This is a genomic window from Cupriavidus sp. SW-Y-13 (assembly GCF_009793345.1).
Taxonomy (GTDB): Bacteria; Pseudomonadota; Gammaproteobacteria; order Burkholderiales; family Burkholderiaceae; genus Cupriavidus.
The window spans coordinates 2,083,757-2,108,381 of sequence record NZ_WHLX01000002.1; the positions used below are offsets into that span (position 1 = coordinate 2,083,757).

A 24,625-nucleotide genomic window follows, 5' to 3' on the forward strand; every position below is an offset into this window, starting at 1 on the left:
TCCGCAACCATGCGACGCGCCCCGGCGGTGCCCGATCCACGCGGCTCGATACGACCGACTACCTCCGCACGCACATCGTCGAGGTGGCCGCGCCGCCCACGCCCGCCCGTCAACGGCGTGATCAGGCTCGACCGCCGTCATCTCTATATCCTGCCCACCCGCAGCGGACTCGGCTTTGTCGTGCTGCTGCTGGCGATGCTGACCACCTCGCTGAACTACAACATCAGCCTGGGCTTCGCGCTGACATTCCTGCTGGTCGGCATCGGCATGTCCTGCATGTGGATGGCCTATCGCAACCTGCTCGACCTCGAACTTTCGGCCGGTCCTGTGGCCCCGGCCTTCGCCGGAGACGCGGCAGTCTTCGTGCTGTACGCGCGGCAGCACGATGGCCTGGCGCGCATCGGTATCGAAGCGCGCTGCGCATCGTCGGACGCGGTCGATGCGGTCTCGCTGACACTCGGAGGCACGCAAGGCAACGAGGGTACGCTGTCGATTCGCCTTCCGGCGCAGCAACGCGGGAGACTCGCATTGCCGCGCGTTACGCTGTTCAGCCGCTTCCCGTTCGGCATGTTCCACGTGTGGAGCTATGCGGATTTCCCGCTGGCGACCATCGTCTATCCTGCGCCCGAGCGCCATGCGCCACCGCTGCCGCAGATGTCGGGCCCCGGCGATGACGACGAAGGCGCGGTCACCACGGCCGCGGAGGATGGCATTGACCAGCTCCGCAAATATCGCCCCGGCGACCCCCTGCATCGCATCGCCTGGAAGCACAGTGCCCGCACGGGCCGCTGGATGAGCCGCACCGGCCAGATGCCTCAACCGCTTGCGTGCTGGATCGACTGGCACACGCTGCCGGTGTCGATGGATACCGAAGCGCGACTCTCACGGCTCTGCGCGTGGCTGGTGTCGGCGGGTGACAGCGTGGACATCGGCCTGCGCCTGCCGGGCGTGGAAATCCCGCCCGGCCACGGCGCTGCCCATCGCCGCTCTTGCCTGGAAGCCCTGGCGCTGTGGCCGGAGCGGCGCGCGTCATGACGGCCCGGGCAACCAAGACGACAAAGGCACCGCCACGCCCGCTCGGCCATCAGGAGCACGGCATGCTGATCGGCCAGCTAGCGCTGGTGCTCGTGCCCCAGGCCCGCACGCTGCCCGTGTCGATCAGCCTGCTGCTCCTGTTGCTGCTCGGCTGGCGCTGGCTGTTGTGGCGGCAGCGGGCGCCGCTGCCATCGAAGCTGATGATTGGCGTGACGGCCATGCTGGTACTCGTCATCGCCGCCGCGCTGGTCTGGCAGGCGGGCGGCAGCCTGGGCCGCGAACTCTGCGTGGCGCTGCTCGCGGCCTTTGTCATCCTCAAGTTGATGGAGACACGCGCGCTGGCCGATGCCACGCTGGTCACGCAACTCTCCTTCTATCTTCTGCTCACGCTGTATCTGGCGGAACAGCCTTTCTGGCTGGCGCTCTACAGCATGGCCATCGGCGCGTGGATCTTGCGCAACTGGCTGCTGTTCCATCATCCCGAAGCCCGCGAGCGGCTTGCCATCTGGCCGCTGCTCGGCCGCATGGCGCTGTTCGGCCTGCCATGGGCGCTGTGCCTGTTCGTACTGTTTCCGCGCCTCGATCATCCGCTGTGGCGCCTGCCGCAGTCGGAACCTACCGGACGCATGGGCATCGGCGACACGATGAAGCCCGGCAGCATCGGTCATCTGATCCGCTCGCCCGATGTGGCATTTCGCGCCGACATCGTCGGCGATCCCCTGCCCGCCAGCGCGCTCTACTGGCGTGCGCTGGTGATGTGGGAGTACGACGGGCAGGTGTGGCGGCTCGATACCAATCCACCATTGCGTGAAGCACCCTCGCTCGTCGATGAGGGAGACGAGGGCGCTGCGCCGCTCGCCCCGGACGTGCGCGAGTACAACGTCACGCTCGAACCCACGCACAAGCCGTGGCTCTATCTGCTGGACCGTGGCGTGGCCATCTCGGAGAATCTGGGCGCACGCTCGTCCGCCGACGACGAATTCTTCGCACGCACGCCCGTGGAACGCACCCTCCGATACCGCGCACAGTCGACGCTGGGTGGCGCGCCCCAGCCACTGACGCGGCGCACGCTGCGGCTTTCCCTTGCGCTGCCGGAAGGCAATCCGCGCAGCCGCGCCCTGGCCGCCGACTGGGCGCGCGAGTACGCCGATCCGTGGCAGCGCGTGCAGGCCGCAATGCGGTTGTTCGCATCGTCGCCGTTCGCCTATACGTTGTCGCCCCCGCTGCTCGGCGACCAGCAGGTGGACAGCTTCATATTCGATACCCGACGGGGCTTCTGCGAGCACTACGCCAGCAGCTTCGTGTTCCTGATGCGCGCCGGCGGCGTGCCCGCCCGCGTGGTGACCGGCTACCAGGGTGGCGAGTACAACCCCGTCGGCAAGCACTACGTCATCCGGCAATCCGACGCGCATGCATGGGCCGAAGTATGGCTGCAAGACCGGGGCTGGGTGCGGGTGGACCCCACCAGCGCCGTGGCACCGAGCCGCGTGGAAGATGGCGTGGACGCGGCGCTGGCCGGCGAAGAAATCGGCGCCTTGCGCGATCTGCGCGCGCCCGGCTGGCTGCGTGACATCCGCTGGGGCATCGACGGCCTGACCTATCGCTGGCAGCGCTGGGTCCTCGATTACGATCGCGGCCAGCAGCAGCGACTGCTCGAACTGGCGGGACTCGGCAATCAGTTGCCCAGCGTGCTGGCAGTGGGCATGGCGGTGTTGAGCCTCTTGGCTCTGCTCCCGATGTGGCTGCGACGTCGCCGCGTGGAACCGGTGCAGGCGCTCTACGAGCGCTTCTGCGCGACGCTTGCGCGCCACGGTTGCACGCGAGGCGTCTCCGAAGGGCCCATCGACTTCGGCACCCGCGCCGCAACCGCCCTCCCCCGCGCGGCAACGGCGGTGCGTGCCTTCACAGATGGCTACGTCGACTGGCGCTACGGATTGGCGAATGGTGATGCTGATCAGGCCGCCAGGTCCGCCGCGCGCCTGCGCGCGGCACTGCGCGAGCTCGCTGCCGCGCTCAGATAGTTCGGCCAGCCGATCAATCTGTCTATGCAGCGATGCCTTGCCGATCGGCATGACGAGGCATATAGTTTCATTCGTAACTATTACGAATGAAATAACATGTCGTTTGAACGCCGCATCGACCGTTTTTGCGCGGACAATCCCGACGCGCCACGCGACCTGATTCTCGCCTCACGCCTGTTGCTGCGCTCGGCTCGACTGATGCGCCAGCATATCGAACGTGCGCTCGCCCCCTATGATCTGGACCTGAACCAGTACCTGGTGATCAGCATGCTCGCCATCGACGCCAGCGAGCCCACCATGCCGTCCGAACTCGGCATGTCGATCGATGCCACGCGCACGCAGATGACACGGCTTGTCGATGGACTGGAAACGCGCGGACTGGTGCGACGCAAGCCGGCCGCCCATGACCGCCGCAGCCTCGAACTGAGTCTGACGCCTGCTGCGCGTGCCTTGCTGAAACGCGCGGTGCCCGTCGTGCATGCGGCCTATGCCGAGGCATGGGGGCCGCTCGGCAAGACGGAACTGGCTACGACTATCCGCGGGCTGACCACGCTCCATAGCCACCTCGCCGAGCTGGAGGCGGCCAAGCCGTGAATGTGGCAACCAGGCCATGGCGACGCGTGCGCGCCGGCTTTCGCTGGCTGAGGATGCTGAGCCGCCCGCAACGCCAGACCTTGATGATGATGCTGCTGGCATTGGCAACGGGCGTGGAGTTCCTCGAGAACATCATGTTCGTGTTTGCATCGAGCCATATCGTGGGCGGGATCTCCGCCGACCCGCGCAGCTTCGCGCTCGTGCAGGCCGCCTACGCAGTGGGCAGCATGATGATGATCCTGAAGCAGCAGTGGCTGGCGCAGCGTTTCGGTTATCGTCGCTACCTGACCGCATCGCTGCTGCTGTTCATGGCCGGCACACTGGTGGCCGCCACCAGTACGGGTCTGCAGCAACTGGTGCTTGCCCGCTTCATGCAGGGCGTGGGCGGTGGCGCGCTCTTCACGAGCTGCCGTATCCTGGTCAACCTGATGTTCGCGCCCGTTGACCGTCCGCGCGCATCGCGCATCTTCATGCTCGGCATCTTTGGCGCCTCGGCGCTGGCGCCGGCTTTTGCCGCAGAGCTGATCGAGCACGGTGTCTGGCAGGACGTGTTCTATGGCGTGCTGCCCTTTGCCGCGCTGGCAACGGCAGGCGCGTGGTTGCTGCTACCCGATGCCGAGCCGCGGGACGACACGGAAGGTCCCGCACTCGTGCCGCTGCTGCTGTTCGGTGTTGCCATCGTAGCCCTGCAAGCGGCCATGACCGAAGCGCGCTTCGATATCTTCTCGCACCCGTTGCGTGTGACGGTCACCGGCGGGATCGCACTGGCACTGCTCGGCGTCTTCCTTTGGCACCAATGGCACCACGCCGCGCCCGTACTCCATCTGCGTGCGCTGCGCCAGCCGGTCTATATCGCTGGCCTGGCGATGTACTTCATCTACTACATGATCAGCAACCTGAGCAGCTACGTGTTCCCGATCTACGCTGAACAGGCGCTCGGCTTTCCGCTGGCGACCACCGGCTGGCTCAACACCTTTGCCGCGCTCATCAGCCTTGCCGGCATTTGGTTCTATCTGCGCGTGGCGCGCCGACTGACCCACAAGAAGCCCGTGATGGTGGCTGGCCTGCTGCTGATGGCCGGCGCGATGATGTGGTTCTCGATCATGTCGCCCAGCGTCGGACCCGCTGCGCTGGTACCCGGCCTTGTGGCCAAGGGGCTGTTCGGTGTGATGGTCATCATCCCCATTGCGGGCATCACGTTCAGTTCGCTGAAAGGCGAGGATTTCGGGCACGGCTATCGCAGCAAGAACCTGGTCCGGCAGATCGCCAGTTCGTTCGCTTCGGCGATAGGCGCGGTGCTGCTACAGAACCGGCAGTTCGCGGTGCACACGAGCCTGGTACATGCCGTGGGCCAACGGCCAGCCGAAACCGCGCAATGGATGGACGCCGCACAGGCGGCACTGGTCGCGCGCGGGTTCGATGCCGGACAGGCCCACGCCGGTGCGCTCGCCCAGATGGCGGCCATCGTCGATCAACAGGCACGATTGATTGCCTGCGAGGATCTCTACCGGTTGATTGCCGCGATTGCCGTGCTGGCAGCGGTCTTCATGCTGATGCAGCGCCGGCTCGACTAACCGGGCGGATGTGGAGCGTTGCAGGGCAACGGAACTACTGAACTACGGTGAGAGGTACTACGTTCGCGCTGGAGTCGCCACCCAGCAGCGCGTCAATGCCGACTCAAAACAGCGACATCTGGCGCATGCCGAAACCCACGGTTTCTTCCACGCGCGCACGTGCATGCGCAAGCGAACCTTCCGCGCCGGAATAGTTACCCGCTGCCCAGTGGTACACCACGGGCAGGTCGCCACGATCGGACAAGCGGACTTCGCCAAGCTTGTCGCCACGTTCACTGCGGTAGTAGTGGGAGCGGTAGCCACGCTCCCAGTGGGGCGGGACTTCCTTCTTGCGCCGACGAGTGGTCGGCTTGGCAGCGGCTGGTGACAGCCGCCGCGCCAGGTCGGTGACCGGCGAGATAGGGGCGCGGTTGAAATCCAACTGCATTAGACATCCTTCTTCTGTCGATTGAGCAAGAACCTGGCATGGTGACGTGAGTCACCACTCGCTTCGAGCATCGCAGTCGAGATGATACCTGTTTGCGCGCCGCATTGGGGCGTTTTGTCGCCCCGAAATCCGCCTGTAGCAACGGTTTGCGGGCGTATACGCAGTTCGTTGGTGAGGTGCGTATACGCCCGCTGTACCTGCGACTCAGCTGCGCTCTACATGCTGGAGTGGCACGTATACCGCGTGGCCGATGCAGCGATCAGCCGAGGTCGAGCGGGATGAAGATCCGTGCGTCGTCACGTTGCACCAACAACGCAACTTGCTTGCCGGACTTCGCCACCAGCGCCCTCAACTGCTCGGCCGACGTCACTGGCGTACCATTGAGCGACAGGATGACATCGCCCTGCTGGATGCCAACCCGGGCGGCGGGCCCAGTCACATCCTCGACGACCAGACCGCTATCAATGCCGCTGCCGCGTTGCTCTGCTGGCGAGAGCGGGCGTACGGCCAGGCCGAGCCGTCCGGCCGCTTCACCGCCGTTCTTGCCTTGCGCTACGGTGCCTTCCTTTACAGCACCCACCTTGACGCTCAGCGTCAGCGGCTCGCCCTTGCGGATGATCTTGAGACTGGTCTCGGTGCCCGGACGAATATCGGCAACATGTTCTGGCAAGTCGCCAGAATGGTCGATCTTGTCATCGCCAAGCTGCACGATCACGTCTCCTGGCTTCAAGCCAGCCTTGGCCGCGGGGCTGTCAGGCTCCACGGAATTGACCAGTGCGCCCGTCGGCTTTGGCAGGTTGAATGACTGCGCCAACGCCTGGTTGACCTCCTGCACCGAAATGCCGAGACGTCCGCGTGTCACCTTGCCATGTGCCACCAACTGCTGCTCGACCTTGGTTGCCACGTTGATCGGTATCGCGAACGACAGGCCCTGATAGCCGCCGGTCTGACTGTAGATCTGCGAGTTGATGCCAATGACTTCGCCGCGCTGATTGAAGAGCGGACCACCGGAGTTGCCTGGGTTCACGGCCACATCGGTCTGGATGAACGGCACATAGGTATCGTCGGGCAGCGAGCGCGACTTTGCACTCACGATGCCGGCGGTCACCGTATTCTCGAAACCGTAGGGCGATCCGATGGCCAGGACCGGCTCGCCCACCCGGATTTTTGACGGATCCCCCAGACGGACGGTCGGCAGATCCTTCGCATCGATGCGGATCACCGCGATATCGCTCTGCGGATCGACGCCAAGCACCTTGGCCTTGAATTCACGGCGGTCCGTCAGCTTCACGGTGACTTCGGTGGCGTTGTCGACCACGTGCGCGTTCGTCAGAATCAGGCCATCGGAGCTGACAATGAAGCCCGAGCCAAGGCCCCTTACCAGTTGCGGCTGGCCGCCCTGCGGCCCCTGGAATTGCGGGCCGAAGCGCTTGAAGAACTGGAACAGCGGATCATCAGGGTCCATGCCCGAGGGCACCTGCGCCGAGGTACGCTGCGCGCGGGCAGTCACGCTGATATTCACCACTGCGGGACCGTACTGATCGACGATGCCGGAGAAGTCGGTCGGCGTGGCCACAGCCAAAGGGGCAGCGCTGACGGGCGTTTGCGCAGCAAACGTCGGCGTAATGGCGTCCTTCTGCAGGTAGGCATAACCGCCGCCAAGCGCAGCAAGCGCTGCAACACCTACGGCGGTACGGGCGAGAGTCTGGCGAATCATGGTGGCTTTCCTTTCGTTGGTTGGCGTCGCCGCATGCGGGCGTTTCGCGACAGTGCCATCGTAGGTAGCCACACTTAAGCCAGACTTAAAGGATCTAATTTCTCTTCAGGTATTGCCGCATCCACCTTCAGGTCATCCCAGCGAGGGTAAGGTACGACTTGGCTCCGACATGAGCGCCCCCTATTCTCTATAACGCTATTGGACTGATAGAAATTTTATCTTGCACACAATCTAATTGTGTATAAGATAACCTACATGACGAAGCAAACGACGATCCCACCACCTGCAGAAGACTGGCTCGAGCTTGATCGGCAACTGTGCTTTGCGCTGTATTCGGCATCGTTGGCCATGACCAAGATGTATAAGCCCATCCTTAGTGAGCTTGGGCTCACTTATCCGCAGTACCTCGTTATGCTCGTGTTGTGGCAACAGAGCGCTATCACGATTTCGGATTTAGGTGGGAAGCTGAAGTTGGACTCGGGTACGTTGACGCCGCTGTTGAAGCGGCTCGAGGCAGCCGGATATGTGCATCGGGAAAGAGATACCGACGACGAGCGTCGGGTTCTGGTGACGTTGACTCAGTCCGGCAGGAATCTGCGACAGGCGGCAGCCGGGATCCCCGAAGAGATTTTGTGTGCCACGCAGTGCTCGCTTGAAGAAATCCAGTCGCTGACGAAGCGCCTGCAAGATTTGCGGTCCACGCTCGAAGTGGCGCGGGCCGAAGATTGACTGCCGGTTACCGGCATTTTGTTGAACGTGTTGAACACTGCCCCCGACGGGCACTACCCAGGAGCGTACAAATGAAACTCGAAAAAGTCCTTTACACCGCCCATGCTTCCGCAACCGGTGGCCGTGACGGCCGTGCGGTGACGTCCGATGGTCAACTGGATGTCAAGCTGGCGGTGCCGAAGGAAATGGGCGGCGCCGGCAACGGGCTGAACCCAGAGCAACTGTTCGCCGCTGGCTATTCAGCGTGTTTCCTTGGCGCGATCCGTTTCGTGGCCAGCCAGCAAAAGATCACCGTTTCCCCCGACGCCAAGATCGAAGGCGCCGTCGGTATCGGCCAGATTCCGCAAGGCTTCGGCATCCAGGCCGAGCTGAAGATTTCGCTGCCGGGCATGGAAAAAGAAGCGGCCCAAAAGTTGGTCGAGGCAGCCCACCAGGTTTGCCCGTATTCGAATGCCACGCGCGGCAATATCGAGGTAACGCTGATCGTGGTCTAAAACACGACTCAGGGCTTACCGCCAACAAAAAACGCCGGCGTCATGCCGGCGTTTTTTGTTGTGCGGGTTCCGACCTCAACTCGCCGACCAACGCCCGCTTCTGAGCCGCTGTCAGCCGTTTGATGCGGATTTCAGCCTTCAATGCCTCGGATTTGTTCGGAAACTCCAGCCATCCAAGCAATTGCATCGGCTTACGGGCACGCGTGTATTTCGCACCTCTTCCAGAAACATGCGCGGCATACCGCCGCGCCACGTCAATCGTGATGCCGGTATAGATCGATGCACCTTCGCATTCGATCAGGTAAAGAAACCAGGGCGTCTCCTCGCGCTGTTCGAGGTCGGATTCGTCTGTCATTGCTTCACGATCATATCGGAAACCTGGAACCCAAAGACAAAACCCCTCGCAGCGTTGGCTGTCGAGGGGTTTTGGGGCATAAGAGCCTGGCGATGACCTACTTTCACACGGGTATCCGCACTATCATCGGCGCAAAGTCGTTTCACGGTCCTGTTCGGGATGGGAAGGGGTGGTTCCGACTCGCTATGGTCACCAGGCATAAGGGGTTGCCTGCGCTGACGAGTGTCAACGCGGGCGAATTGGGTGTAGTAAAGGTTGGGTTGTGTTGTGTCGACCTTGGGCACAAGGCGGATCACAGACACCAGGTAAAACACACTGGTTATAGGATCAAGCCTTACGGGCAATTAGTACTGGTTAGCTTAACGCATTACTGCGCTTCCACACCCAGCCTATCAACGTCCTGGTCTCGAACGACCCTTCAAGGAGGTCAAGCCTCCAGGGAATCCTCATCTTCAGGCGAGTTTCCCGCTTAGATGCTTTCAGCGGTTATCTCTTCCGTACATAGCTACCCTGCGATGCCTCTGGCGAGACAACAGGTACACCAGCGGTACGTCCACTCCGGTCCTCTCGTACTAGGAGCAGCCCCCGTCAAGATTCCAACGCCCACGGCAGATAGGGACCAAACTGTCTCACGACGTTTTAAACCCAGCTCACGTACCTCTTTAAATGGCGAACAGCCATACCCTTGGGACCGGCTACAGCCCCAGGATGAGATGAGCCGACATCGAGGTGCCAAACACCGCCGTCGATATGAACTCTTGGGCGGTATCAGCCTGTTATCCCCAGAGTACCTTTTATCCGTTGAGCGATGGCCCTTCCATTCAGAACCACCGGATCACTATGTCCTGCTTTCGCACCTGCTCGACTTGTCGGTCTCGCAGTTAAGCACGCTTTTGCCATTGCACTTTAGGTACGATGTCCGACCGTACCAAGCGTACCTTCGAACTCCTCCGTTACACTTTGGGAGGAGACCGCCCCAGTCAAACTGCCTACCATGCACTGTCCCCGACCCGGATTCACGGGTCAAGGTTAGAACCTCAAACAAACCAGGGTGGTATTTCAAGGACGGCTCCACGTGAACTAGCGTCCACGCTTCAAAGCCTCCCACCTATCCTACACAGATCGGTTCAAAGTCCAATGCAAAGCTACAGTAAAGGTTCATGGGGTCTTTCCGTCTAGCCGCGGGGAGATTGCATCATCACAAACACTTCAACTTCGCTGAGTCTCGGGAGGAGACAGTGTGGCCATCGTTACGCCATTCGTGCAGGTCGGAACTTACCCGACAAGGAATTTCGCTACCTTAGGACCGTTATAGTTACGGCCGCCGTTTACCGGGACTTCAATCAAGAGCTTGCACCCCATCATTTAATCTTCCGGCACCGGGCAGGCGTCACACCCTATACGTCCACTTTCGTGTTTGCAGAGTGCTGTGTTTTTATTAAACAGTCGCAGCCACCATTTTATTGCAACCCCTTCACCCTTCTGGCGCAGGCCAGTCAAGCTACCAGGGCGTACCTTATCCCGAAGTTACGGTACCAATTTGCCGAGTTCCTTCTCCCGAGTTCTCTCAAGCGCCTTAGAATACTCATCTCGCCCACCTGTGTCGGTTTGCGGTACGGTCTCGTATGACTGAAGCTTAGAGGCTTTTCTTGGAACCACTTCCGATTGCTTCGCAGCATAAAGCCGCTCGCCCCACATCCTTGAATCCCGCGCCCGGATTTGCCAAAGCGCCTTCTCCAATGCAGGGACCGGGACTTCCAACACCCGGACAACCTTCCGCGATCCGTCCCCCCATCGCATCATACGACGGTGCAGGAATATTAACCTGCTTCCCATCAGCTACGCATCTCTGCCTCGCCTTAGGGGCCGACTCACCCTACGCCGATGAACGTTGCGTAGGAAACCTTGGGCTTACGGCGAGGGGGGCCTTTCACCCCCTTTATCGCTACTCATGTCAGCATTCGCACTTCTGATACCTCCAGCATCCTTTACAAGACACCTTCACAGGCTTACAGAACGCTCTCCTACCACGCACATAAATGTGCGTCCGCAGCTTCGGTGACTGGCTTAGCCCCGTTACATCTTCCGCGCAGGACGACTCGATCAGTGAGCTATTACGCTTTCTTTAAAGGGTGGCTGCTTCTAAGCCAACCTCCTGACTGTTTTAGCCTTCCCACTTCGTTTCCCACTTAGCCAATCTTGGGGACCTTAGCTGGCGGTCTGGGTTGTTTCCCTCTTGACACCGGACGTTAGCACCCGATGTCTGTCTCCCGTGATTGCACTCTTCGGTATTCGGAGTTTGCTATGGCGGGGTAATCAGCAATAGACCCCCCAACCATGACAGTGCTCTACCCCCGAAGGTGACACACGAGGCACTACCTAAATAGTTTTCGGAGAGAACCAGCTATTTCCAGATTTGTTTAGCCTTTCACCCCTATCCACAGCTCATCCCCTAACTTTTCAACGTTAGTGGGTTCGGTCCTCCAGTACGTGTTACCGCACCTTCAACCTGGCCATGGATAGATCATCTGGTTTCGGGTCTACACCCAGCGACTCAACGCCCTATTCGGACTCGCTTTCGCTACGCCTTCCCTAACCGGTTAAGCTTGCCACTGAATGTAAGTCGCTGACCCATTATACAAAAGGTACGCCGTCACCCGTTTCCAGGCTCCGACTGTTTGTATGCATGCGGTTTCAGGATCTATTTCACTCCCCTCCCGGGGTTCTTTTCGCCTTTCCCTCACGGTACTGGTTCACTATCGGTCGATTACGAGTATTTAGCCTTGGAGGATGGTCCCCCCATCTTCAGACAGGATTTCACGTGTCCCGCCCTACTTGTCGTACACCTAGTTCCACAATGCTGTTTTCGCATACAGGGCTATCACCTGCTATGGCCGGGCTTTCCATCCCGTTCTGCTAACAACGCTGCTAAAGAGTACAAGGCTCTTCCCATTTCGTTCGCCACTACTCTGGGAATCTCGGTTGATTTCTGTTCCTGCAGCTACTTAGATGTTTCAGTTCGCCGCGTTCGCTTCCCTGACCTATGTATTCAGTCAGGGATGACCCATAAGGGCCGGGTTTCCCCATTCGGACATCTCCGGATCAAAGCTTGTTTGCCAGCTCCCCGAAGCTTTTCGCAGGCTACCGCGTCCTTCATCGCCTGTAATCGCCAAGGCATCCACCACATGCACTTGTTCGCTTGACCCTATAACGAGTGTGTCTCATTCAAGACACCGCTATAGGTCTGAGTTCTCGCGTTTGTGCCGTATTCCAAGTCATCTTTCGATCACTTAAATACATTTTGGTTGATACAATCACAACCCGGTATCGTGTTTTGTACTGCAGCGTCTCATCAACGCTTCACGACACCTTTACTACATCCCATATTGTTAAAGAACAGCCAGCTCGCACTTCGTGCGAAACTGATAGCAATAGCCAAAGACTAAAATTCAGAACCTCTGAATCCTGGTCTTTGACAACTACCCCAAGGTAAGTGGTGGAGGATGACGGGATCGAACCGACGACCCCCTGCTTGCAAAGCAGGTGCTCTCCCAGCTGAGCTAATCCCCCGGATAACTTGGTGGGTCTGGTAGGACTTGAACCTACGACCCCCGCCTTATCAAGACGGTGCTCTAACCACCTGAGCTACAGACCCTTGGCTGTAACACTCAAACAAACCGATAAGTGTGAACGCTTGACTTGTGAACACAAGCCTCTGGAAAGGAGGTGATCCAGCCGCACCTTCCGATACGGCTACCTTGTTACGACTTCACCCCAGTCATGAACCCTGCCGTGGTAATCGCCCTCCTTGCGGTTAGGCTAACTACTTCTGGCAAAACCCACTCCCATGGTGTGACGGGCGGTGTGTACAAGACCCGGGAACGTATTCACCGCGGCATGCTGATCCGCGATTACTAGCGATTCCAGCTTCACGTAGTCGAGTTGCAGACTACGATCCGGACTACGATGCGTTTTCTGGGATTAGCTCCCCTCGCGGGTTGGCAACCCTCTGTACGCACCATTGTATGACGTGTGAAGCCCTACCCATAAGGGCCATGAGGACTTGACGTCATCCCCACCTTCCTCCGGTTTGTCACCGGCAGTCTCTCTAGAGTGCCCTTGCGTAGCAACTAAAGATAAGGGTTGCGCTCGTTGCGGGACTTAACCCAACATCTCACGACACGAGCTGACGACAGCCATGCAGCACCTGTGTCCACTTTCCCTTTCGGGCACCTGATGCATCTCTGCTTCGTTAGTGGCATGTCAAGGGTAGGTAAGGTTTTTCGCGTTGCATCGAATTAATCCACATCATCCACCGCTTGTGCGGGTCCCCGTCAATTCCTTTGAGTTTTAATCTTGCGACCGTACTCCCCAGGCGGTCAACTTCACGCGTTAGCTACGTTACTGAAGAAATGAATCCCCAACAACTAGTTGACATCGTTTAGGGCGTGGACTACCAGGGTATCTAATCCTGTTTGCTCCCCACGCTTTCGTGCATGAGCGTCAGTGACGTCCCAGGGGGCTGCCTTCGCCATCGGTATTCCTCCACATCTCTACGCATTTCACTGCTACACGTGGAATTCTACCCCCCTCTGACATACTCTAGCCTTGCAGTCACAAGCGCAATTCCCAAGTTGAGCTCGGGGATTTCACGCCTGTCTTACAAAACCGCCTGCGCACGCTTTACGCCCAGTAATTCCGATTAACGCTCGCACCCTACGTATTACCGCGGCTGCTGGCACGTAGTTAGCCGGTGCTTATTCTTCCGGTACCGTCATCCACCCCAGGTATTAACCGAAGCGATTTCTTTCCGGACAAAAGTGCTTTACAACCCGAAGGCCTTCTTCACACACGCGGCATTGCTGGATCAGGGTTGCCCCCATTGTCCAAAATTCCCCACTGCTGCCTCCCGTAGGAGTCTGGGCCGTGTCTCAGTCCCAGTGTGGCTGATCGTCCTCTCAGACCAGCTACTGATCGTCGCCTTGGTGGGCCTTTACCCCACCAACTAGCTAATCAGACATCGGCCGCTCCTGCTGCGTGAGGCCTTACGGTCCCCCACTTTCACCCTCAGGTCGTATGCGGTATTAGCTAATCTTTCGACTAGTTATCCCCCACAACAGGGTACGTTCCGATGTATTACTCACCCGTTCGCCACTCGCCACCAGACCGAAGTCCGTGCTGCCGTTCGACTTGCATGTGTAAGGCATGCCGCCAGCGTTCAATCTGAGCCAGGATCAAACTCTTCAGTTCAATCTCTGTGTGACCCTTCGGTTTCCCTACAGGTCTCGCTCTTTCGAGCGGTCGCTCACTCTCAGAAAACTGACTCGACTGCTCCGAAGAACAATCGAACATGTTTTACTGTGCGAGCACTTGATACTTTTGAAGCAACACTAAGAACCCGAAGTCCTCAGCGGCGTTCGCCATCAAGCGCCCACACTTATCGGTTGTTTGGTTGTTAAAGAACATTGACGAGCAGCTTTGCTGTCGCCGGGTACTGCATTTCTTACTGCGTCTGCCGCGTCGCTTTCGCTGCAGCAGAGAAACGAGATTATGCAGAACATTCATCGTTTCGTCAACAGTTTGCAGAAGATTTTTTTCTCTGCCGGCCAGCGCTGCTAAACCCCGCAACCCTCGCCACTGCTGCCCCGCAACCCTTGCCAGCCCCTGCGTTTGCAGCGCGGTTTGTGTTGCGAGGGGGCGAATATTAGATGCGTTCCGGAGATTGCGCAAGCCCTTGGTCGCAAAAAATTTAACTGGCATGAAAAGATGTTTATGAGGCGCTCGCAAGCCTGTATTTGCACATGCTGTATAGAATCATCTGTCCGGCCTGGGCTGCAGGCTACCTACAGAGGAAGACTCCATGACAATCGAAGCGACCTGGCGGGCCGATTCCGGCTCTAGTGTTTGTGACCTGGCCAATGGCCATGCGCGCTGGCAAGCCGACCTGGATGCCCCGATGGGGAATCCGGAGATTCCGAATCCGCACGACCTCCTCGATTCGGCATTGGCTGCCTGCACGACACTCACCGTTCAGATCTATGCGAAGCGCAAAGGCTACGCCGTCGAGGGTGTGCGGGTGACGGTAAAGCATGAGGAAACGCCGGGGTCGTACAAGCTGGTCCGTACTGTGGAACTCCAGGGTGACTTGCCCTCCGACGTGCGGGAGGATCTCCTTCGGGTAGCCAACAAGTGCCCGGTGCACAAGGCGCTGTCTGCAACGATCACTATCGAGACCACGTTGGAAGGTTGAACAGCAAAGATCTCGATTGACGCCTCAAATGATAATGGTTATCATTTTGTTTCTCCGGTTTTGACACGACCAGAGTCAGCAAATGGGTTACCGGACACTTATGTGTCCGGCCTTTTTTCCTCCAGACCCAAACCTTGGCGCGCAGTTCTTGCACGTCATCTTCCTGCCCTGAACCCTCAGCAAGATGAACCATCCTTAAGCGATGGCCTGTAAGCGCTTTGGCGAAATTCCATCGCCTGTGTTCGATGTCCCACGAATCCGTCGATTCCAGGCGACCGATAGATCGCTCGCATGTTTTGTCGCCGGGTAGCCGAGGCTTAAGATGAACCCAAACGAAAAGATTGGCGTGACGCGACAGGGAAGCATCGAGGGCGGGGAAATCTTGGCGAATTACATGGAAGAGTATTGTTCGCGCATCCGACGCGACGGGGTGCGCGGCATTGGGGAGAAGCCGGTCGTTGTCGATCAGGATGGGACGTATGTCATGACTTACGTCCCATCCGAGCATCGTAACGACGAGGCACGGTTGATCCTGGTAAGCACGACGCCAGGCCACACCCATGTGCGGCTGGCAGCAACCGTCACCGAGGAGTTACTCCGGCTTCATACACCGGGGCGCGTCATCCAACGCGAACACAAGCGCCGCGTGGAACTTGGGGGCAGGATGGTCAGACCCAACCTGATCCGCATGCTCGATCATTTCCGGGTGCCCGACCTGGTTGCGCAATCCAGCGCGGAATCGCTCTGGAAAGAGGCTTTTCCCAGCCTCCAGCCCCTCGCCGTCCTCCCGTACGCCACCACACGTCGCGGCCTGACGTTCGACGGCGCGCTCGACGACATCCTGGACACGCCCATGCTTCGTCTCGTCTTCGAACGCCTGTTCCTGGACCGGCTCGGACAGTTGCGCGACAACGCCCTCTATATAGGACTTGGCCGCACGGCATGGTCGGCGCTGCAGCATTCCGTGTCCCTCGGGTTGATCGGCCGCGAGCAACTTCTGGGGATGATGCCCGTGCCTACCCGCGCCGGCAGCATGGTGCGTTATTTCCTCCGCGAGATGACAGAAGCCGACCTGTCGCCTAACGATCCTGTGCGACATCGCATTGGATGGCTGGACGCCGCGCATGCAGAGATGGAGGCAGGCGTGCGTCGGATCCGGGCCGCAGCCGCGCCAGCCAGCCAACCCGATCGATTGATCGCCTGATCGAAGTGTGGCATCCCCCACTACGGTAGGGGTCAACAGTCTTCAGAAGTGCCGATAACACTCCTTGAGGAATCTGACCTCCTCGCATTCCCGATTCGCGACCCCCGTGTGCATACGGTGGGTCGCAATTTTTTTGCCCAGATGACGTGAAGATTCGATCTGGCTCAGAAATCGGTCAAGTGGGGAAATTTCCGCCAGCAATTGCAGAATCGTCGCATTTTCTGCGGCGCGCGCACTCCTATACTGCCTCGTCTGTGAAACGCCCTCGCCACGGTGTGGCAATGCGAACGAGGCATGACAACCATTTTGATCGTTGACGATCACCCCGCCTTGCGGATGGCCCTCCGCGCCCATCTGTCCCAACTGACAGGCGTCAAGCGAATGTACGAAGCCGACAATGGACAGGCGGCTGTCGATTCCGTTCGCCAACACAAACCAGACCTCGTCGTGCTGGATCTCGATATCCCGAGAATGAGCGGACTCGACGCAATGCCGCGCATGCTGGCCGTGCACCCCCAAGTGCGCGTGCTGGTACTCACCGCCCAGGATCCGATACCGTTTGCCACGCGTGCGCGACATGCCGGCGCTCAGGGCTTCGTCAGCAAAACAGAAGACATGGAGGCCATCGCCCGTTGCGTCGAGACCGTACGTAGCGGCTTCACGGTGTTCCCCACCAGCGATCCCTGTGACATATCGTATGAAGGGCGGATCGTCACGGACGACGAAGGCCTCCGCAAGCTTTCCGACAAGGAAATGAAAATCTTGCGCATGCTCTCGCGCGGGATGAGCAACAAGGCGATTGGCAACGCCCTCTTCATCAGCAACAAGACCGTCAGCAGCTACAAGAGCCGGATCATGGACAAACTCGGCGCCGAATCCCTGGTCGACCTCGTCGACTTTGCACGCCGCTGCCGACTGACTCCATGACATCCGTCGGTGCCCGGCACCGATTGCCTCCCGACGAGCGCGACATCATCGGCGCCGCAGTGGCCCATGCAGCGCGACAAGACCCCACGATGCAGGCAATGCTGGTGGCGCGGCTGATCGAAACCAATGCGACCGATCTGCAAGATCTGCGGCACGCGGTAACCCGGCGCGACTGGCCCGGTGTGCGCCGCACGGTCCACCGGATCAAGGGAGCCGCCGCGCTGGCACGCTGCGCATCGGTGATCGCCGCCGGCAAGTCTATCGAATCCGCTGCGGGGCAAGGCAACGCTGCGGTGGTCAACACACTGTTGCCGCGTTACGTCGCCATCCTGGGCGCGTTCAATGACACACTGGCGGCGTTGGAGTCGAATGGCCTGTCCCAAATGGTGGAGACAGGGACCATGAGGATGCCATTCGACGCATTTGACGTACGCCAGCCCGAATTGCCGATGCAGACGGCCCGCCGCACTGGCACACTATCATCCGGAACCGACGGCGCCCCCCGGATTTCAATCGCCGCCGGCCAAGACTAATTTGGCGGAGACATGTCGTGGGTGATTTGCAGTCCTTGCTCGATGGCCACGGGCTGACGCTGGTATTCCTGAGCGTGCTGGCCGAGCAGGCGGGGCTTCCAGTGCCCGCCTATCCGATGCTGTTCGTGGCTGGCGCCCTGTCCATGCAGGAGACCGGGCCGTCAATCGGCGCCGTGCTGTTTGCCGTGGTCGCCGCATGCCTGATCGCCGACACCGCCTGGTATTTCGCTGGCAAGCGCCTGGGGCAGCCGATGCTCCGCACGATCTGCCGCGTATCGATCTCGCCGGACACATGCATCCGCCAGACACAATCCCTCTATATTCGTGTGGGGCCGCGCTCTCTGGTCTTTGCGAAGCTGCTCCCCGGTGCCGGCGCACTCTCCACGGCCATGGCGGGCATGACCGCCACGCCCTTCCTGACATTCCTGTTCTACGATGCGCTCGGTGCGCTGGTCTGGGCGGGCGGTGCGCTGCTGGCCGGCGTGGTATTCAGCGATTTCGTCGATGACATCCTCGCCGCCTTCAGCGCCTACGGCCATATCGCATTCATGGTCATTGTGGGCGCGTTCGCATTGTTCATCGCCTGGCGCTTCTGGCAGCGCTGGCGCCTACTGCGCCGCACGGGACAGATTCCCCGCATGACCGTGATGGAACTCGAGCAGCGGCGGCGAGAGAGCGAGCGCGGCCTGGTGGTGCTCGATGTCCGGGCCAATGGCGTCGCGCCAATCGAGCGCATTCCCGGTGCCATGGTCATGGAGTTGCACGCGCCCATCGACACGCTGGCGAACCAGCGCAACGACAGCGATTTCGTGGTGTACTGCGCCTGTCCCAACGAGATGTCCGCTGCCGTGCTGGCGGAGCGGCTGCGTGCGGCGGGTTATCCCAACACGTGGGCACTCGCGGGAGGATTCGACGAGTGGAAGCGTCTGCAAACCCCGCTTGGGGCTACGTCCGTCGAACCGGATGCCGCGCCTCGGCCGGCTGGTCACTAGCTTCCACAAGGCACCGCATGCCCGCCGTCGTGATTCCCCACCGGCGGCAGGGCTTCTATCTGGCGGCCAGCAGGATCTGGCCGGGGTGACTACCATAGCCCGTCCCCCGAATTGAACGCGTGCGGCCCGAGCCGCCCGCGGCACGCCATGCTTCCCTATTCCCTGCTTGACCTTTCGCCCATTGCGGAAGGCAGTGACGCCGCGCAGGCCATGCGCAACTCCCTCGACCTCGCCCAACATGCGGAGCGGCTCGGCTATCGCCGCTTCTGGCTGGCGGAGCACCACAACATGCCCGGCATCGCCAGCGCCGCCACGGCGGTGCTGCTGGGCTTCGTGGCGCAGGGCACCTCGACGATCCGCGTGGGGTCGGGCGGCATCATGCTGCCCAACCACTCGCCGCTGGTGGTAGCCGAACAATTTGGCACGCTCGCCGCGCTGTACCCCGGCCGTATAGACCTGGGGCTGGGCCGCGCACCCGGCACCGATCAAGCGACGGCGCGCGCGCTGCGGCGCCATCTCGGCCACGACACTGCCGACTCCTTTCCGCAGGATGTGGAGGAACTTCAAGCCTACTTCGACGAAGTGAGGCCAGGCCAGCGGGTACGCGCCGTGCCGGGTGCCGGACTCAAAGTGCCACTGTGGCTGCTCGGCTCCAGCCTGTTCAGCGCGCAACTGTCGGCCGCGATGGGATTGCCGTTTGCGTTTGCCTCGCACTTCGCACCGGGCTTCATGCGCCAGGCTATCGATCTTTACTGGCGTACGTTCCGTCCTTCCGAACAGCTTGACCGTCCGCACGTGATGCTGGGGTTGAACGTGTTCGTCGCCGAGACCGACGATGAGGCGCGCCGCCTGTTCAGTTCGCTGCAACAGCAATTCCTGGCGCTGGTGCGCGGCACCCCCGGGCAACTGAAGGCGCCGGTCGATGACATCAGCCGCCTATGGGATGCCAGCGAGGCCGATCACATCAACCGTTCGCTGTCTTGCTCGGTCGTGGGCGATCCGGCTGCGGTACAGATGGGCATCCAGCGCTTTGTTGACGACCTGCGGCCCGACGAACTGATGCTGACCGGTCAGATCTACGACCATCGGGCTCGGCTACGCTCGTTCGAGATTGCTGCCGAGGCGATGCGCGCCTTGAAGCCAAGTTCGACGATCTGATCACGCACCAAGCAAAAAAGCCGCGAATCACCGCGGCTTTTTGCTTGGTAGAACGGAAATCCGTCACACGTGCGCGAGACGGAACGTCGATACGGCCCGTAGCATCGACTCCGCCTGCTCCGCCAGGGACTGCGCTGCCGCAGCGGCTTCTTCCACCAGCGCCGCGTTCTGCTGGGTGACCGAATCCATCTGCGTGACGGCCTGGCCAACCTGCTCGATGCCCGTGCTTTGTTCGGCGGAAGCCGCGCTGATCTCGCCCATGATGTCGGTCACGCGCTTCACGGCCTGCACGATTTCTTCCATCGTCGTGCCGGCCTGACCCACCAGCGTCGCGCCGGTATCCACTTGCGCCACCGAGTTGTCGATCAGCATCTTGATTTCCTTGGCAGCGTTGGCGCTGCGTTGCGCCAGGCTGCGCACCTCGCCGGCCACCACCGCAAACCCACGGCCTTGCTCGCCAGCGCGCGCCGCTTCCACTGCAGCGTTCAGCGCCAGGATGTTGGTCTGGAACGCAATGCCCTCGATCACGCCGATGATGTCGACGATCTTGCGCGACGCGCCGTTGATCTTGCCCATCGTCGTCACGACCTCGCTGACCACGCGTCCACCACGGTTGGCAATCTCGGAGGCATTGACGGCGAGCGCGCTTGCCTGACGTGCGTTGTCGGCATTCTGGCGCACGATACCGGTCAGTTCTTCCATGCTCGAAGCGGTCTGCTCCAGTGCCGAAGCTTGTTCCTCGGTCCGTTGCGACAGGTCATGGTTGCCCGCCGAAATCTGGTTAGTCGCCGTGGCGATGGAACCCGCCGCGCCGCGGATATCGCCCATCGTCGCGGCCAGGCGCTGCTGCATCGCCTGCATGGCCGCCAGCACGCTGTGCTGGTCGTTGACGCGCACTTGCACCGGCACGGTCAGGTCACCACCCGCGATGCGCGTCACGGCTTCCACCGCGTAGGCCGGCTCGCCGCCCAGGCTACGCTTCACGGTACGCATGATCACGCCCATTACGCCGGCAATCAGTGCGCCAATCAGCAGCGTACTCAGCAGCGCGTTGATCAGATTGGCACGGAAGGCGTCCTCGATGTCGATCAGGAACACGCCGGTGGCCACGAACCAGTCCCAGTCCGGCACGTAGCGGCCATAGGTCAGCTTGCGCTGCGGGTTCTCGGTGCCAGGCAGCCGGCCGCGATACATGGAGAAGCCGGCGTCGTCGCCAGTGGTACGGCGCGCGCCTTCCAGGATGGCGCGGTAGACATAGACGCCATCGGGGTCCTTGAAGTCGCCAACCATATTGCCTTCGGTCTGCGGCAGGCCGGGGTTCAGAATGACCTGCGGCTTGGAATCGACGATGAACAGATAGCCGTTCTGGCCAAAGCGCATGGCACGCAGCGCATCCTTGGCGGCCTTCTGCGCGTCTTCCTTCGACATCGTGCCCTTGGCCGCGCGCTCGGCAAACAGCTTGACGATGCCTTCGCCTGTCTGCACCAGCGACTTCAGCCCCTCGCGGCGTTCGGCCATCATGACCGATTTGGCGTGAAAGGCGTTCCAGGTGCCAAGCGCGAGCAGCAGCACCCACATGACGGCAAGCGCCGCCCAGAGTTTGGAGTTGAGCGTGAGACGGTTCATGATCCGACAGGCAGAAGTATTCAAGGAACGCGCGAACAGCCGCGCAGAGGTCCTCAGGGATAACGGTCACCCCTGCCTGTTTTTTTAGCACCAACGTGGCGCACGCCCCGTTAGCCGTGGAAAAATGCACCATCCGCCGCGTGCGCATCACTGGCGGCAACCTGCCTGCGAGGAAGCGACATGAACATCGCGCCGACACCCCGGACTTTCTCCTTCATCGATCCCGACCCTGCCGAGGCCGACCCGGTACAGGGCGAACTGTCCCTGCTCGACCACGCGGCACGGAAAGGCCCCGTGGCACAGCTTTGGGAGGCGCCACTGTCCTTGGTCATTCCACGCAGTTACCTGCGCCAGCCCGGCATCGAAGCCGCTCGAGCCGACTTCGCGGCAAAGGGATGCCCAGTCTGGCTGCGCATGTCGGGCGGCGGACTCGTGCCGCAGGGTCCGGGCATCCTCAATGTCAGCCTGGCCTACGCGCTCCCACGCGGCGCAGCCTCATGGATGGAGCCCGTCTACCTGCATCTGTGCGAGGTCATTGCGGCCGGCTTGCGCGAGCTCGGCGTGGAGACGCACTGGCAAGCCGTGGAAGGATCGTTCTGCGACGGCCGCTACAACCTCGCCTGGGGTCCGGGCGACCGCGCGCGAAAGATCGCCGGCACCGCTCAGTACTGGCGGCGCGCACCTGCCGACGCGCAGTCGCCGGATGGGCAGCGGCACCTGGTGCTCGCCCACGCCATCCTGCTGGTGGATGCTGACCCGGAGGAGATCAACGCGCGCGCCAATGCGTTCGAAGCAGCCATCCAGAGCGGGCGCCACTACGATCCCGCAAAGGTGGTAAGCGTGAGGGAGGCAAGCGGTGCGGAGGCCGGCGGCCTGACGACCCGTGTGTCGGCCGCGATCCAGGCTGCAATCCTCTCGACGCCGGTGCCGGGGCACTAGCAGCTTCGCTATTTGGCAGCGCCGAACTTGATGTCGCCGTACCACGCGCGAGCGGTGGCGCCAGTGTTGTCCGTATCGGTCAGGATGCCGTAGGCGGTCAGCTTGCCCGGCGCCTCCTTGAAGACCTTCTGGAAATCGCTCGCCACATTGCGGCGCACGGTTTGCCATTTGCCAGCCTCACCGCCCACCACGATCATCTGCACGCGGCTGGTGTGTGGATTGGCGATGACGGTACCTACCGGTGCGCTGTTGGTCCAGATATACATCAGCGTGGCGTAGGGCAACTTGTCTCCCGCCGCGCTGGCCGCGAGCATTTCGGCACGATCACCAATCGACAGCTTGTTGCTCGCGCCATCGAAGAAGAACACGAGGCGCGCGGGCGCATCCTCGCGATCGCCCACACTGTTATCTGCATTCGGGATCGGTCCCGCCACCTTCCAGCGCCAGCTGACCACCGGGGTCCTGGCAAGGTCCACATCGCCTTCATGCACCAGGCCGGAGGCCGAGCCGCTGGCGTCGGCCTGCAGCACCGTGGTACCTTGCTCGGCCACCAGCGCGTAACGCGTAAGCTTCTTCCCAGACACCACGGGCTTGTTCTGCCAGCCATCCGGCAGCGACGCGCCCGGCTTGACGGCGGAAAACGCCGCCCCGGGTTCGGCACCCTGCGCCAGCGCGCCGCAGGTCAATGTCAGGGGAACCAGTAGCAGGCTCGAGGCCAGGGTGCGGAACGTGGGCATGGTCTTCTTGTTGTAAGCGGTTCAAGAGATTTCATCATTCTAGAAACGAGACCCGCAGTCTGCCGTGAGGCGCTGGCTGAATGGCAGATCGGACGGGCGCTGACAAACTCTTGCGGGGAACAGGCGGATGGCGGAACTGCTGCTCGGGGCGATTGGCTGGATCTTCGTGGAACTGATTGTTTCCACCGTGTTCTATGGAATCGGCTGGGTTGTCATCAGCATCGTCACATTCGGCAAGCATCCCGGGCCGTGGCGAGGGCTGGAGAACCTGGTCGGTGTTCAGCTAGTGGCCTTTGTCGGATTGCTGACCACCGTGGTAACTATCGCTTCCTATTTCACTTTCGTGCGCTAAGCATCACCCATTGAGCCGCCCCTACATACTTTTCCTGCTCACCGCCGTGCTGACGTTGGCCGGCTGCGCCCTGGGTCCCGTGACGCCGCTCGCGCCCGACACCGCCGCGAAGCTCGCACCTGTGCGATTCCTGCTGACGTTCGACGATGGCCCAGATACCGGCCCCTATGGCGGCACGCCGTTCATCCTCAGGCAGTTGGCGGACAACCCGGTCACACCAGGCATCAAGGCGCTCTTTTTCGTCCAGACCGAGCACCCCTTGCGTGGCGGCGGCCCGGAAGGACGCGTCCAGATGCACGATACCTGCGCACAGGGACAACTAATGGCCGTACACAGCGGCATGGTCGAAGGCCATACCTCGCACACCCGCCTGCCGTCCGACGTACTGGCCGCCTCGCTGCGCCGGGGGGCCGCCGATATCGCCCTGCAATGCGGCACGGCGTTGCCTGTGGTGCGGCCGCCCACATGGCGCCACGACACGCGCACGATGGATGTCTATCATCAGGTTGGCATGGAAATGATGATGGCCGACGCCAACGCGCGCGACGGCAAGATCTATGGCTGGAATATCAGCCTGCGCCGACGCCCGCACATGCGCCACGAACTGGAACGCGTGGGCCAGGCCATGGTGGCGCAGCGGCTGCAGCCGGTGGAAGGGGTGACACCGGTCATCGTCGCCTTCCACGATCCGAACGGTTTCACAGCCATGCACATGACCGACTACCTGCAGATCCTGGTGGATACGGCACGCGACAACGGCTTGCCATTGGCCGACCCGCCGTTCTATACCGATACACAGGCGGCCGGGCGCGCGGCGCTGGCACGTGCCCGGGCCGGCGTCTACGCACGCGAAAGCTGGCCCTGAACGACGATCGTTCTCCTGCGAAGCCATATGCAGCGCGGGGAAATACGGAAGATTGGCGAAAGTGCTACGCTTTACGCCCCGTGGTGCCCTAACCAG

At 61.1% G+C, this 24,625-nt stretch carries 21 protein-coding genes, 2 tRNA genes and 3 rRNA genes; 15 read left to right on the forward strand and 11 right to left on the reverse strand.

Annotation, left to right across the window (positions count from 1 at the left end):
• Nucleotides 1–9 precede the first annotated feature (9 nt).
• From GA566_RS24855 to GA566_RS24870, 4 genes are all read left to right on the forward strand, one after another.
• Nucleotides 10–1,035 carry a DUF58 domain-containing protein gene (locus tag GA566_RS24855; protein WP_160474319.1) on the forward strand — a complete coding sequence of 342 codons (1,026 nt, stop codon included), beginning with the start codon at nt 10–12 and terminating at the stop codon, nt 1,033–1,035.
• Entirely contained in the window at nt 1,032–3,056 is a 2,025-nt protein-coding gene (locus GA566_RS24860; protein WP_160474320.1) for a DUF3488 and DUF4129 domain-containing transglutaminase family protein, read from the forward strand. The genes GA566_RS24855 and GA566_RS24860 overlap by 4 nt, the downstream gene beginning before the upstream one ends.
• Nucleotides 3,057–3,152: 96 nt before the next feature.
• Nucleotides 3,153–3,650 carry a MarR family winged helix-turn-helix transcriptional regulator gene (locus GA566_RS24865; RefSeq protein ID WP_137925454.1) on the forward strand — a complete coding sequence of 166 codons (498 nt, stop codon included), beginning with the start codon at nt 3,153–3,155 and terminating at the stop codon, nt 3,648–3,650.
• A 53-nt stretch (nt 3,651–3,703) separates the two neighbouring features.
• On the forward strand, nt 3,704–5,224 hold the full coding sequence (locus tag GA566_RS24870; protein ID WP_137925523.1) for an MFS transporter: 1,521 nt from the start codon (nt 3,704–3,706) through the stop codon (nt 5,222–5,224).
• A 103-nt stretch (nt 5,225–5,327) separates the two neighbouring features.
• On the opposite strand, the gene GA566_RS24875 is transcribed toward GA566_RS24870, so the two are convergent.
• Together GA566_RS24875 and GA566_RS24880 are read right to left on the reverse strand one after the other, a co-directional pair.
• Nucleotides 5,328–5,651, reverse strand: coding sequence for a hypothetical protein (locus GA566_RS24875; protein ID WP_137925453.1), 324 nt, complete (start codon nt 5,649–5,651; stop codon nt 5,328–5,330).
• Between the two features lie 259 nt (nt 5,652–5,910).
• Nucleotides 5,911–7,368: a DegQ family serine endoprotease gene (locus GA566_RS24880; RefSeq protein WP_137925452.1), complete on the reverse strand. Its 1,458-nt coding sequence runs from the start codon at nt 7,366–7,368 to the stop codon at nt 5,911–5,913.
• A 255-nt stretch (nt 7,369–7,623) separates the two neighbouring features.
• On the opposite strand from GA566_RS24880, the gene GA566_RS24885 reads away from it, so the two are divergent.
• Complete coding sequence (locus GA566_RS24885; RefSeq protein WP_160474321.1) at nt 7,624–8,097, forward strand: MarR family winged helix-turn-helix transcriptional regulator; 474 nt, start codon at nt 7,624–7,626, stop codon at nt 8,095–8,097.
• A 71-nt stretch (nt 8,098–8,168) separates the two neighbouring features.
• Nucleotides 8,169–8,591, forward strand: a complete 423-nt coding sequence (locus tag GA566_RS24890) for an organic hydroperoxide resistance protein (RefSeq protein WP_137925450.1) — start codon at nt 8,169–8,171, stop codon at nt 8,589–8,591.
• A gap of 40 nt (nt 8,592–8,631) precedes the next feature.
• Here the strand turns inward: GA566_RS24890 and GA566_RS24895 are convergent, their stop codons facing one another.
• The 7 genes from GA566_RS24895 to GA566_RS33370 all read right to left on the reverse strand — a co-directional run bounded on the left by GA566_RS24895 (nt 8,632) and on the right by GA566_RS33370 (nt 14,706).
• A complete protein-coding gene (locus GA566_RS24895; RefSeq protein ID WP_137925449.1) occupies nt 8,632–8,946 on the reverse strand; it encodes a GIY-YIG nuclease family protein in 315 nt (104 codons plus the stop codon).
• An 84-nt stretch (nt 8,947–9,030) separates the two neighbouring features.
• Nucleotides 9,031–9,143: ribosomal RNA gene (rrf, locus tag GA566_RS24900) — 5S ribosomal RNA — on the reverse strand.
• A 126-nt stretch (nt 9,144–9,269) separates the two neighbouring features.
• A 23S ribosomal RNA gene (locus GA566_RS24905) occupies nt 9,270–12,151 on the reverse strand.
• Nucleotides 12,152–12,440: 289 nt separating this feature from the next.
• A tRNA-Ala gene (locus GA566_RS24910) sits at nt 12,441–12,516 on the reverse strand.
• An 8-nt stretch (nt 12,517–12,524) separates the two neighbouring features.
• A tRNA-Ile gene (locus GA566_RS24915) sits at nt 12,525–12,601 on the reverse strand.
• Between the two features lie 64 nt (nt 12,602–12,665).
• Nucleotides 12,666–14,196 (reverse strand): 16S ribosomal RNA (locus GA566_RS24920).
• The 16S, 23S and 5S rRNA genes sit together here with 2 tRNA genes alongside, the layout of an rRNA operon.
• Nucleotides 14,197–14,301: 105 nt before the next feature.
• Nucleotides 14,302–14,706, reverse strand: coding sequence for a hypothetical protein (locus GA566_RS33370; protein WP_237380637.1), 405 nt, complete (start codon nt 14,704–14,706; stop codon nt 14,302–14,304).
• Nucleotides 14,707–14,806: 100 nt separating this feature from the next.
• On the opposite strand from GA566_RS33370, the gene GA566_RS24930 reads away from it, so the two are divergent.
• The 6 genes from GA566_RS24930 to GA566_RS24955 all read left to right on the forward strand — a co-directional run bounded on the left by GA566_RS24930 (nt 14,807) and on the right by GA566_RS24955 (nt 20,010).
• Complete coding sequence (locus GA566_RS24930) at nt 14,807–15,196, forward strand: OsmC family protein (RefSeq protein ID WP_137928186.1); 390 nt, start codon at nt 14,807–14,809, stop codon at nt 15,194–15,196.
• 382 nt (nt 15,197–15,578) lie between these two features.
• Complete coding sequence (locus GA566_RS24935; protein WP_160474746.1) at nt 15,579–16,400, forward strand: hypothetical protein; 822 nt, start codon at nt 15,579–15,581, stop codon at nt 16,398–16,400.
• Between the two features lie 294 nt (nt 16,401–16,694).
• Nucleotides 16,695–17,327, forward strand: a complete 633-nt coding sequence (locus GA566_RS24940) for a response regulator transcription factor (RefSeq protein ID WP_137928185.1) — start codon at nt 16,695–16,697, stop codon at nt 17,325–17,327.
• The gene (locus GA566_RS24945) at nt 17,324–17,860 is read left to right on the forward strand and encodes an Hpt domain-containing protein (RefSeq protein WP_160474322.1); all 537 of its coding nucleotides are present in this window, start codon (nt 17,324–17,326) and stop codon (nt 17,858–17,860) included. Before GA566_RS24940 ends, GA566_RS24945 begins: the two co-directional genes overlap by 4 nt.
• Before the next feature lie 17 nt (nt 17,861–17,877).
• Complete coding sequence (locus GA566_RS24950; RefSeq protein ID WP_160474323.1) at nt 17,878–18,852, forward strand: DedA family protein/thiosulfate sulfurtransferase GlpE; 975 nt, start codon at nt 17,878–17,880, stop codon at nt 18,850–18,852.
• A gap of 147 nt (nt 18,853–18,999) precedes the next feature.
• Nucleotides 19,000–20,010 (forward strand): LLM class flavin-dependent oxidoreductase, encoded by a 1,011-nt coding sequence (locus GA566_RS24955; RefSeq protein ID WP_160474324.1) that lies wholly within the window; start codon nt 19,000–19,002, stop codon nt 20,008–20,010.
• Between the two features lie 63 nt (nt 20,011–20,073).
• On the opposite strand, the gene GA566_RS24960 is transcribed toward GA566_RS24955, so the two are convergent.
• Nucleotides 20,074–21,636 carry a methyl-accepting chemotaxis protein gene (locus GA566_RS24960; RefSeq protein ID WP_160474325.1) on the reverse strand — a complete coding sequence of 521 codons (1,563 nt, stop codon included), beginning with the start codon at nt 21,634–21,636 and terminating at the stop codon, nt 20,074–20,076.
• A gap of 180 nt (nt 21,637–21,816) precedes the next feature.
• Here GA566_RS24960 and GA566_RS24965 point away from each other — a divergent pair, with 180 nt between their 5' ends.
• A complete protein-coding gene (locus tag GA566_RS24965) occupies nt 21,817–22,575 on the forward strand; it encodes a lipoate--protein ligase family protein (protein ID WP_137928180.1) in 759 nt (252 codons plus the stop codon).
• 8 nt (nt 22,576–22,583) lie between these two features.
• On the opposite strand, the gene GA566_RS24970 is transcribed toward GA566_RS24965, so the two are convergent.
• A complete protein-coding gene (locus GA566_RS24970; protein WP_160474326.1) occupies nt 22,584–23,312 on the reverse strand; it encodes a DUF3047 domain-containing protein in 729 nt (242 codons plus the stop codon).
• A gap of 127 nt (nt 23,313–23,439) precedes the next feature.
• On the opposite strand from GA566_RS24970, the gene GA566_RS24975 reads away from it, so the two are divergent.
• A complete protein-coding gene (locus GA566_RS24975; RefSeq protein WP_160474327.1) occupies nt 23,440–23,664 on the forward strand; it encodes a hypothetical protein in 225 nt (74 codons plus the stop codon).
• Between the two features lie 10 nt (nt 23,665–23,674).
• Complete coding sequence (locus GA566_RS24980; RefSeq protein ID WP_237380639.1) at nt 23,675–24,529, forward strand: polysaccharide deacetylase family protein; 855 nt, start codon at nt 23,675–23,677, stop codon at nt 24,527–24,529.
• Nucleotides 24,530–24,625: the final 96 nt, after the last annotated feature.

Bases quoted from the DNA above. Each gene is read 5' to 3' on its own strand.
- GA566_RS24855 (WP_160474319.1), top strand. From the start codon at position 10: ATGCGACGCGCCCCGGCGGTGCCCGATCCACGCGGCTCGATACGACCG.
- GA566_RS24860 (WP_160474320.1), top strand. From the start codon at position 1,032: ATGACGGCCCGGGCAACCAAGACGACAAAGGCACCGCCACGCCCGCTC.
- GA566_RS24865 (WP_137925454.1), top strand. From the start codon at position 3,153: ATGTCGTTTGAACGCCGCATCGACCGTTTTTGCGCGGACAATCCCGAC.
- GA566_RS24870 (WP_137925523.1), top strand. From the start codon at position 3,704: ATGCTGAGCCGCCCGCAACGCCAGACCTTGATGATGATGCTGCTGGCA.
- GA566_RS24875 (WP_137925453.1), bottom strand. From the start codon at position 5,651: ATGCAGTTGGATTTCAACCGCGCCCCTATCTCGCCGGTCACCGACCTG.
- GA566_RS24880 (WP_137925452.1), bottom strand. From the start codon at position 7,368: ATGATTCGCCAGACTCTCGCCCGTACCGCCGTAGGTGTTGCAGCGCTT.
- GA566_RS24885 (WP_160474321.1), top strand. From the start codon at position 7,624: ATGACGAAGCAAACGACGATCCCACCACCTGCAGAAGACTGGCTCGAG.
- GA566_RS24890 (WP_137925450.1), top strand. From the start codon at position 8,169: ATGAAACTCGAAAAAGTCCTTTACACCGCCCATGCTTCCGCAACCGGT.
- GA566_RS24895 (WP_137925449.1), bottom strand. From the start codon at position 8,946: ATGACAGACGAATCCGACCTCGAACAGCGCGAGGAGACGCCCTGGTTT.
- GA566_RS33370 (WP_237380637.1), bottom strand. From the start codon at position 14,706: ATGCCAGTTAAATTTTTTGCGACCAAGGGCTTGCGCAATCTCCGGAAC.
- GA566_RS24930 (WP_137928186.1), top strand. From the start codon at position 14,807: ATGACAATCGAAGCGACCTGGCGGGCCGATTCCGGCTCTAGTGTTTGT.
- GA566_RS24940 (WP_137928185.1), top strand. From the start codon at position 16,695: ATGACAACCATTTTGATCGTTGACGATCACCCCGCCTTGCGGATGGCC.
- GA566_RS24945 (WP_160474322.1), top strand. From the start codon at position 17,324: ATGACATCCGTCGGTGCCCGGCACCGATTGCCTCCCGACGAGCGCGAC.
- GA566_RS24955 (WP_160474324.1), top strand. From the start codon at position 19,000: ATGCTTCCCTATTCCCTGCTTGACCTTTCGCCCATTGCGGAAGGCAGT.
- GA566_RS24960 (WP_160474325.1), bottom strand. From the start codon at position 21,636: ATGAACCGTCTCACGCTCAACTCCAAACTCTGGGCGGCGCTTGCCGTC.
- GA566_RS24965 (WP_137928180.1), top strand. From the start codon at position 21,817: ATGAACATCGCGCCGACACCCCGGACTTTCTCCTTCATCGATCCCGAC.
- GA566_RS24970 (WP_160474326.1), bottom strand. From the start codon at position 23,312: ATGCCCACGTTCCGCACCCTGGCCTCGAGCCTGCTACTGGTTCCCCTG.
- GA566_RS24975 (WP_160474327.1), top strand. From the start codon at position 23,440: ATGGCGGAACTGCTGCTCGGGGCGATTGGCTGGATCTTCGTGGAACTG.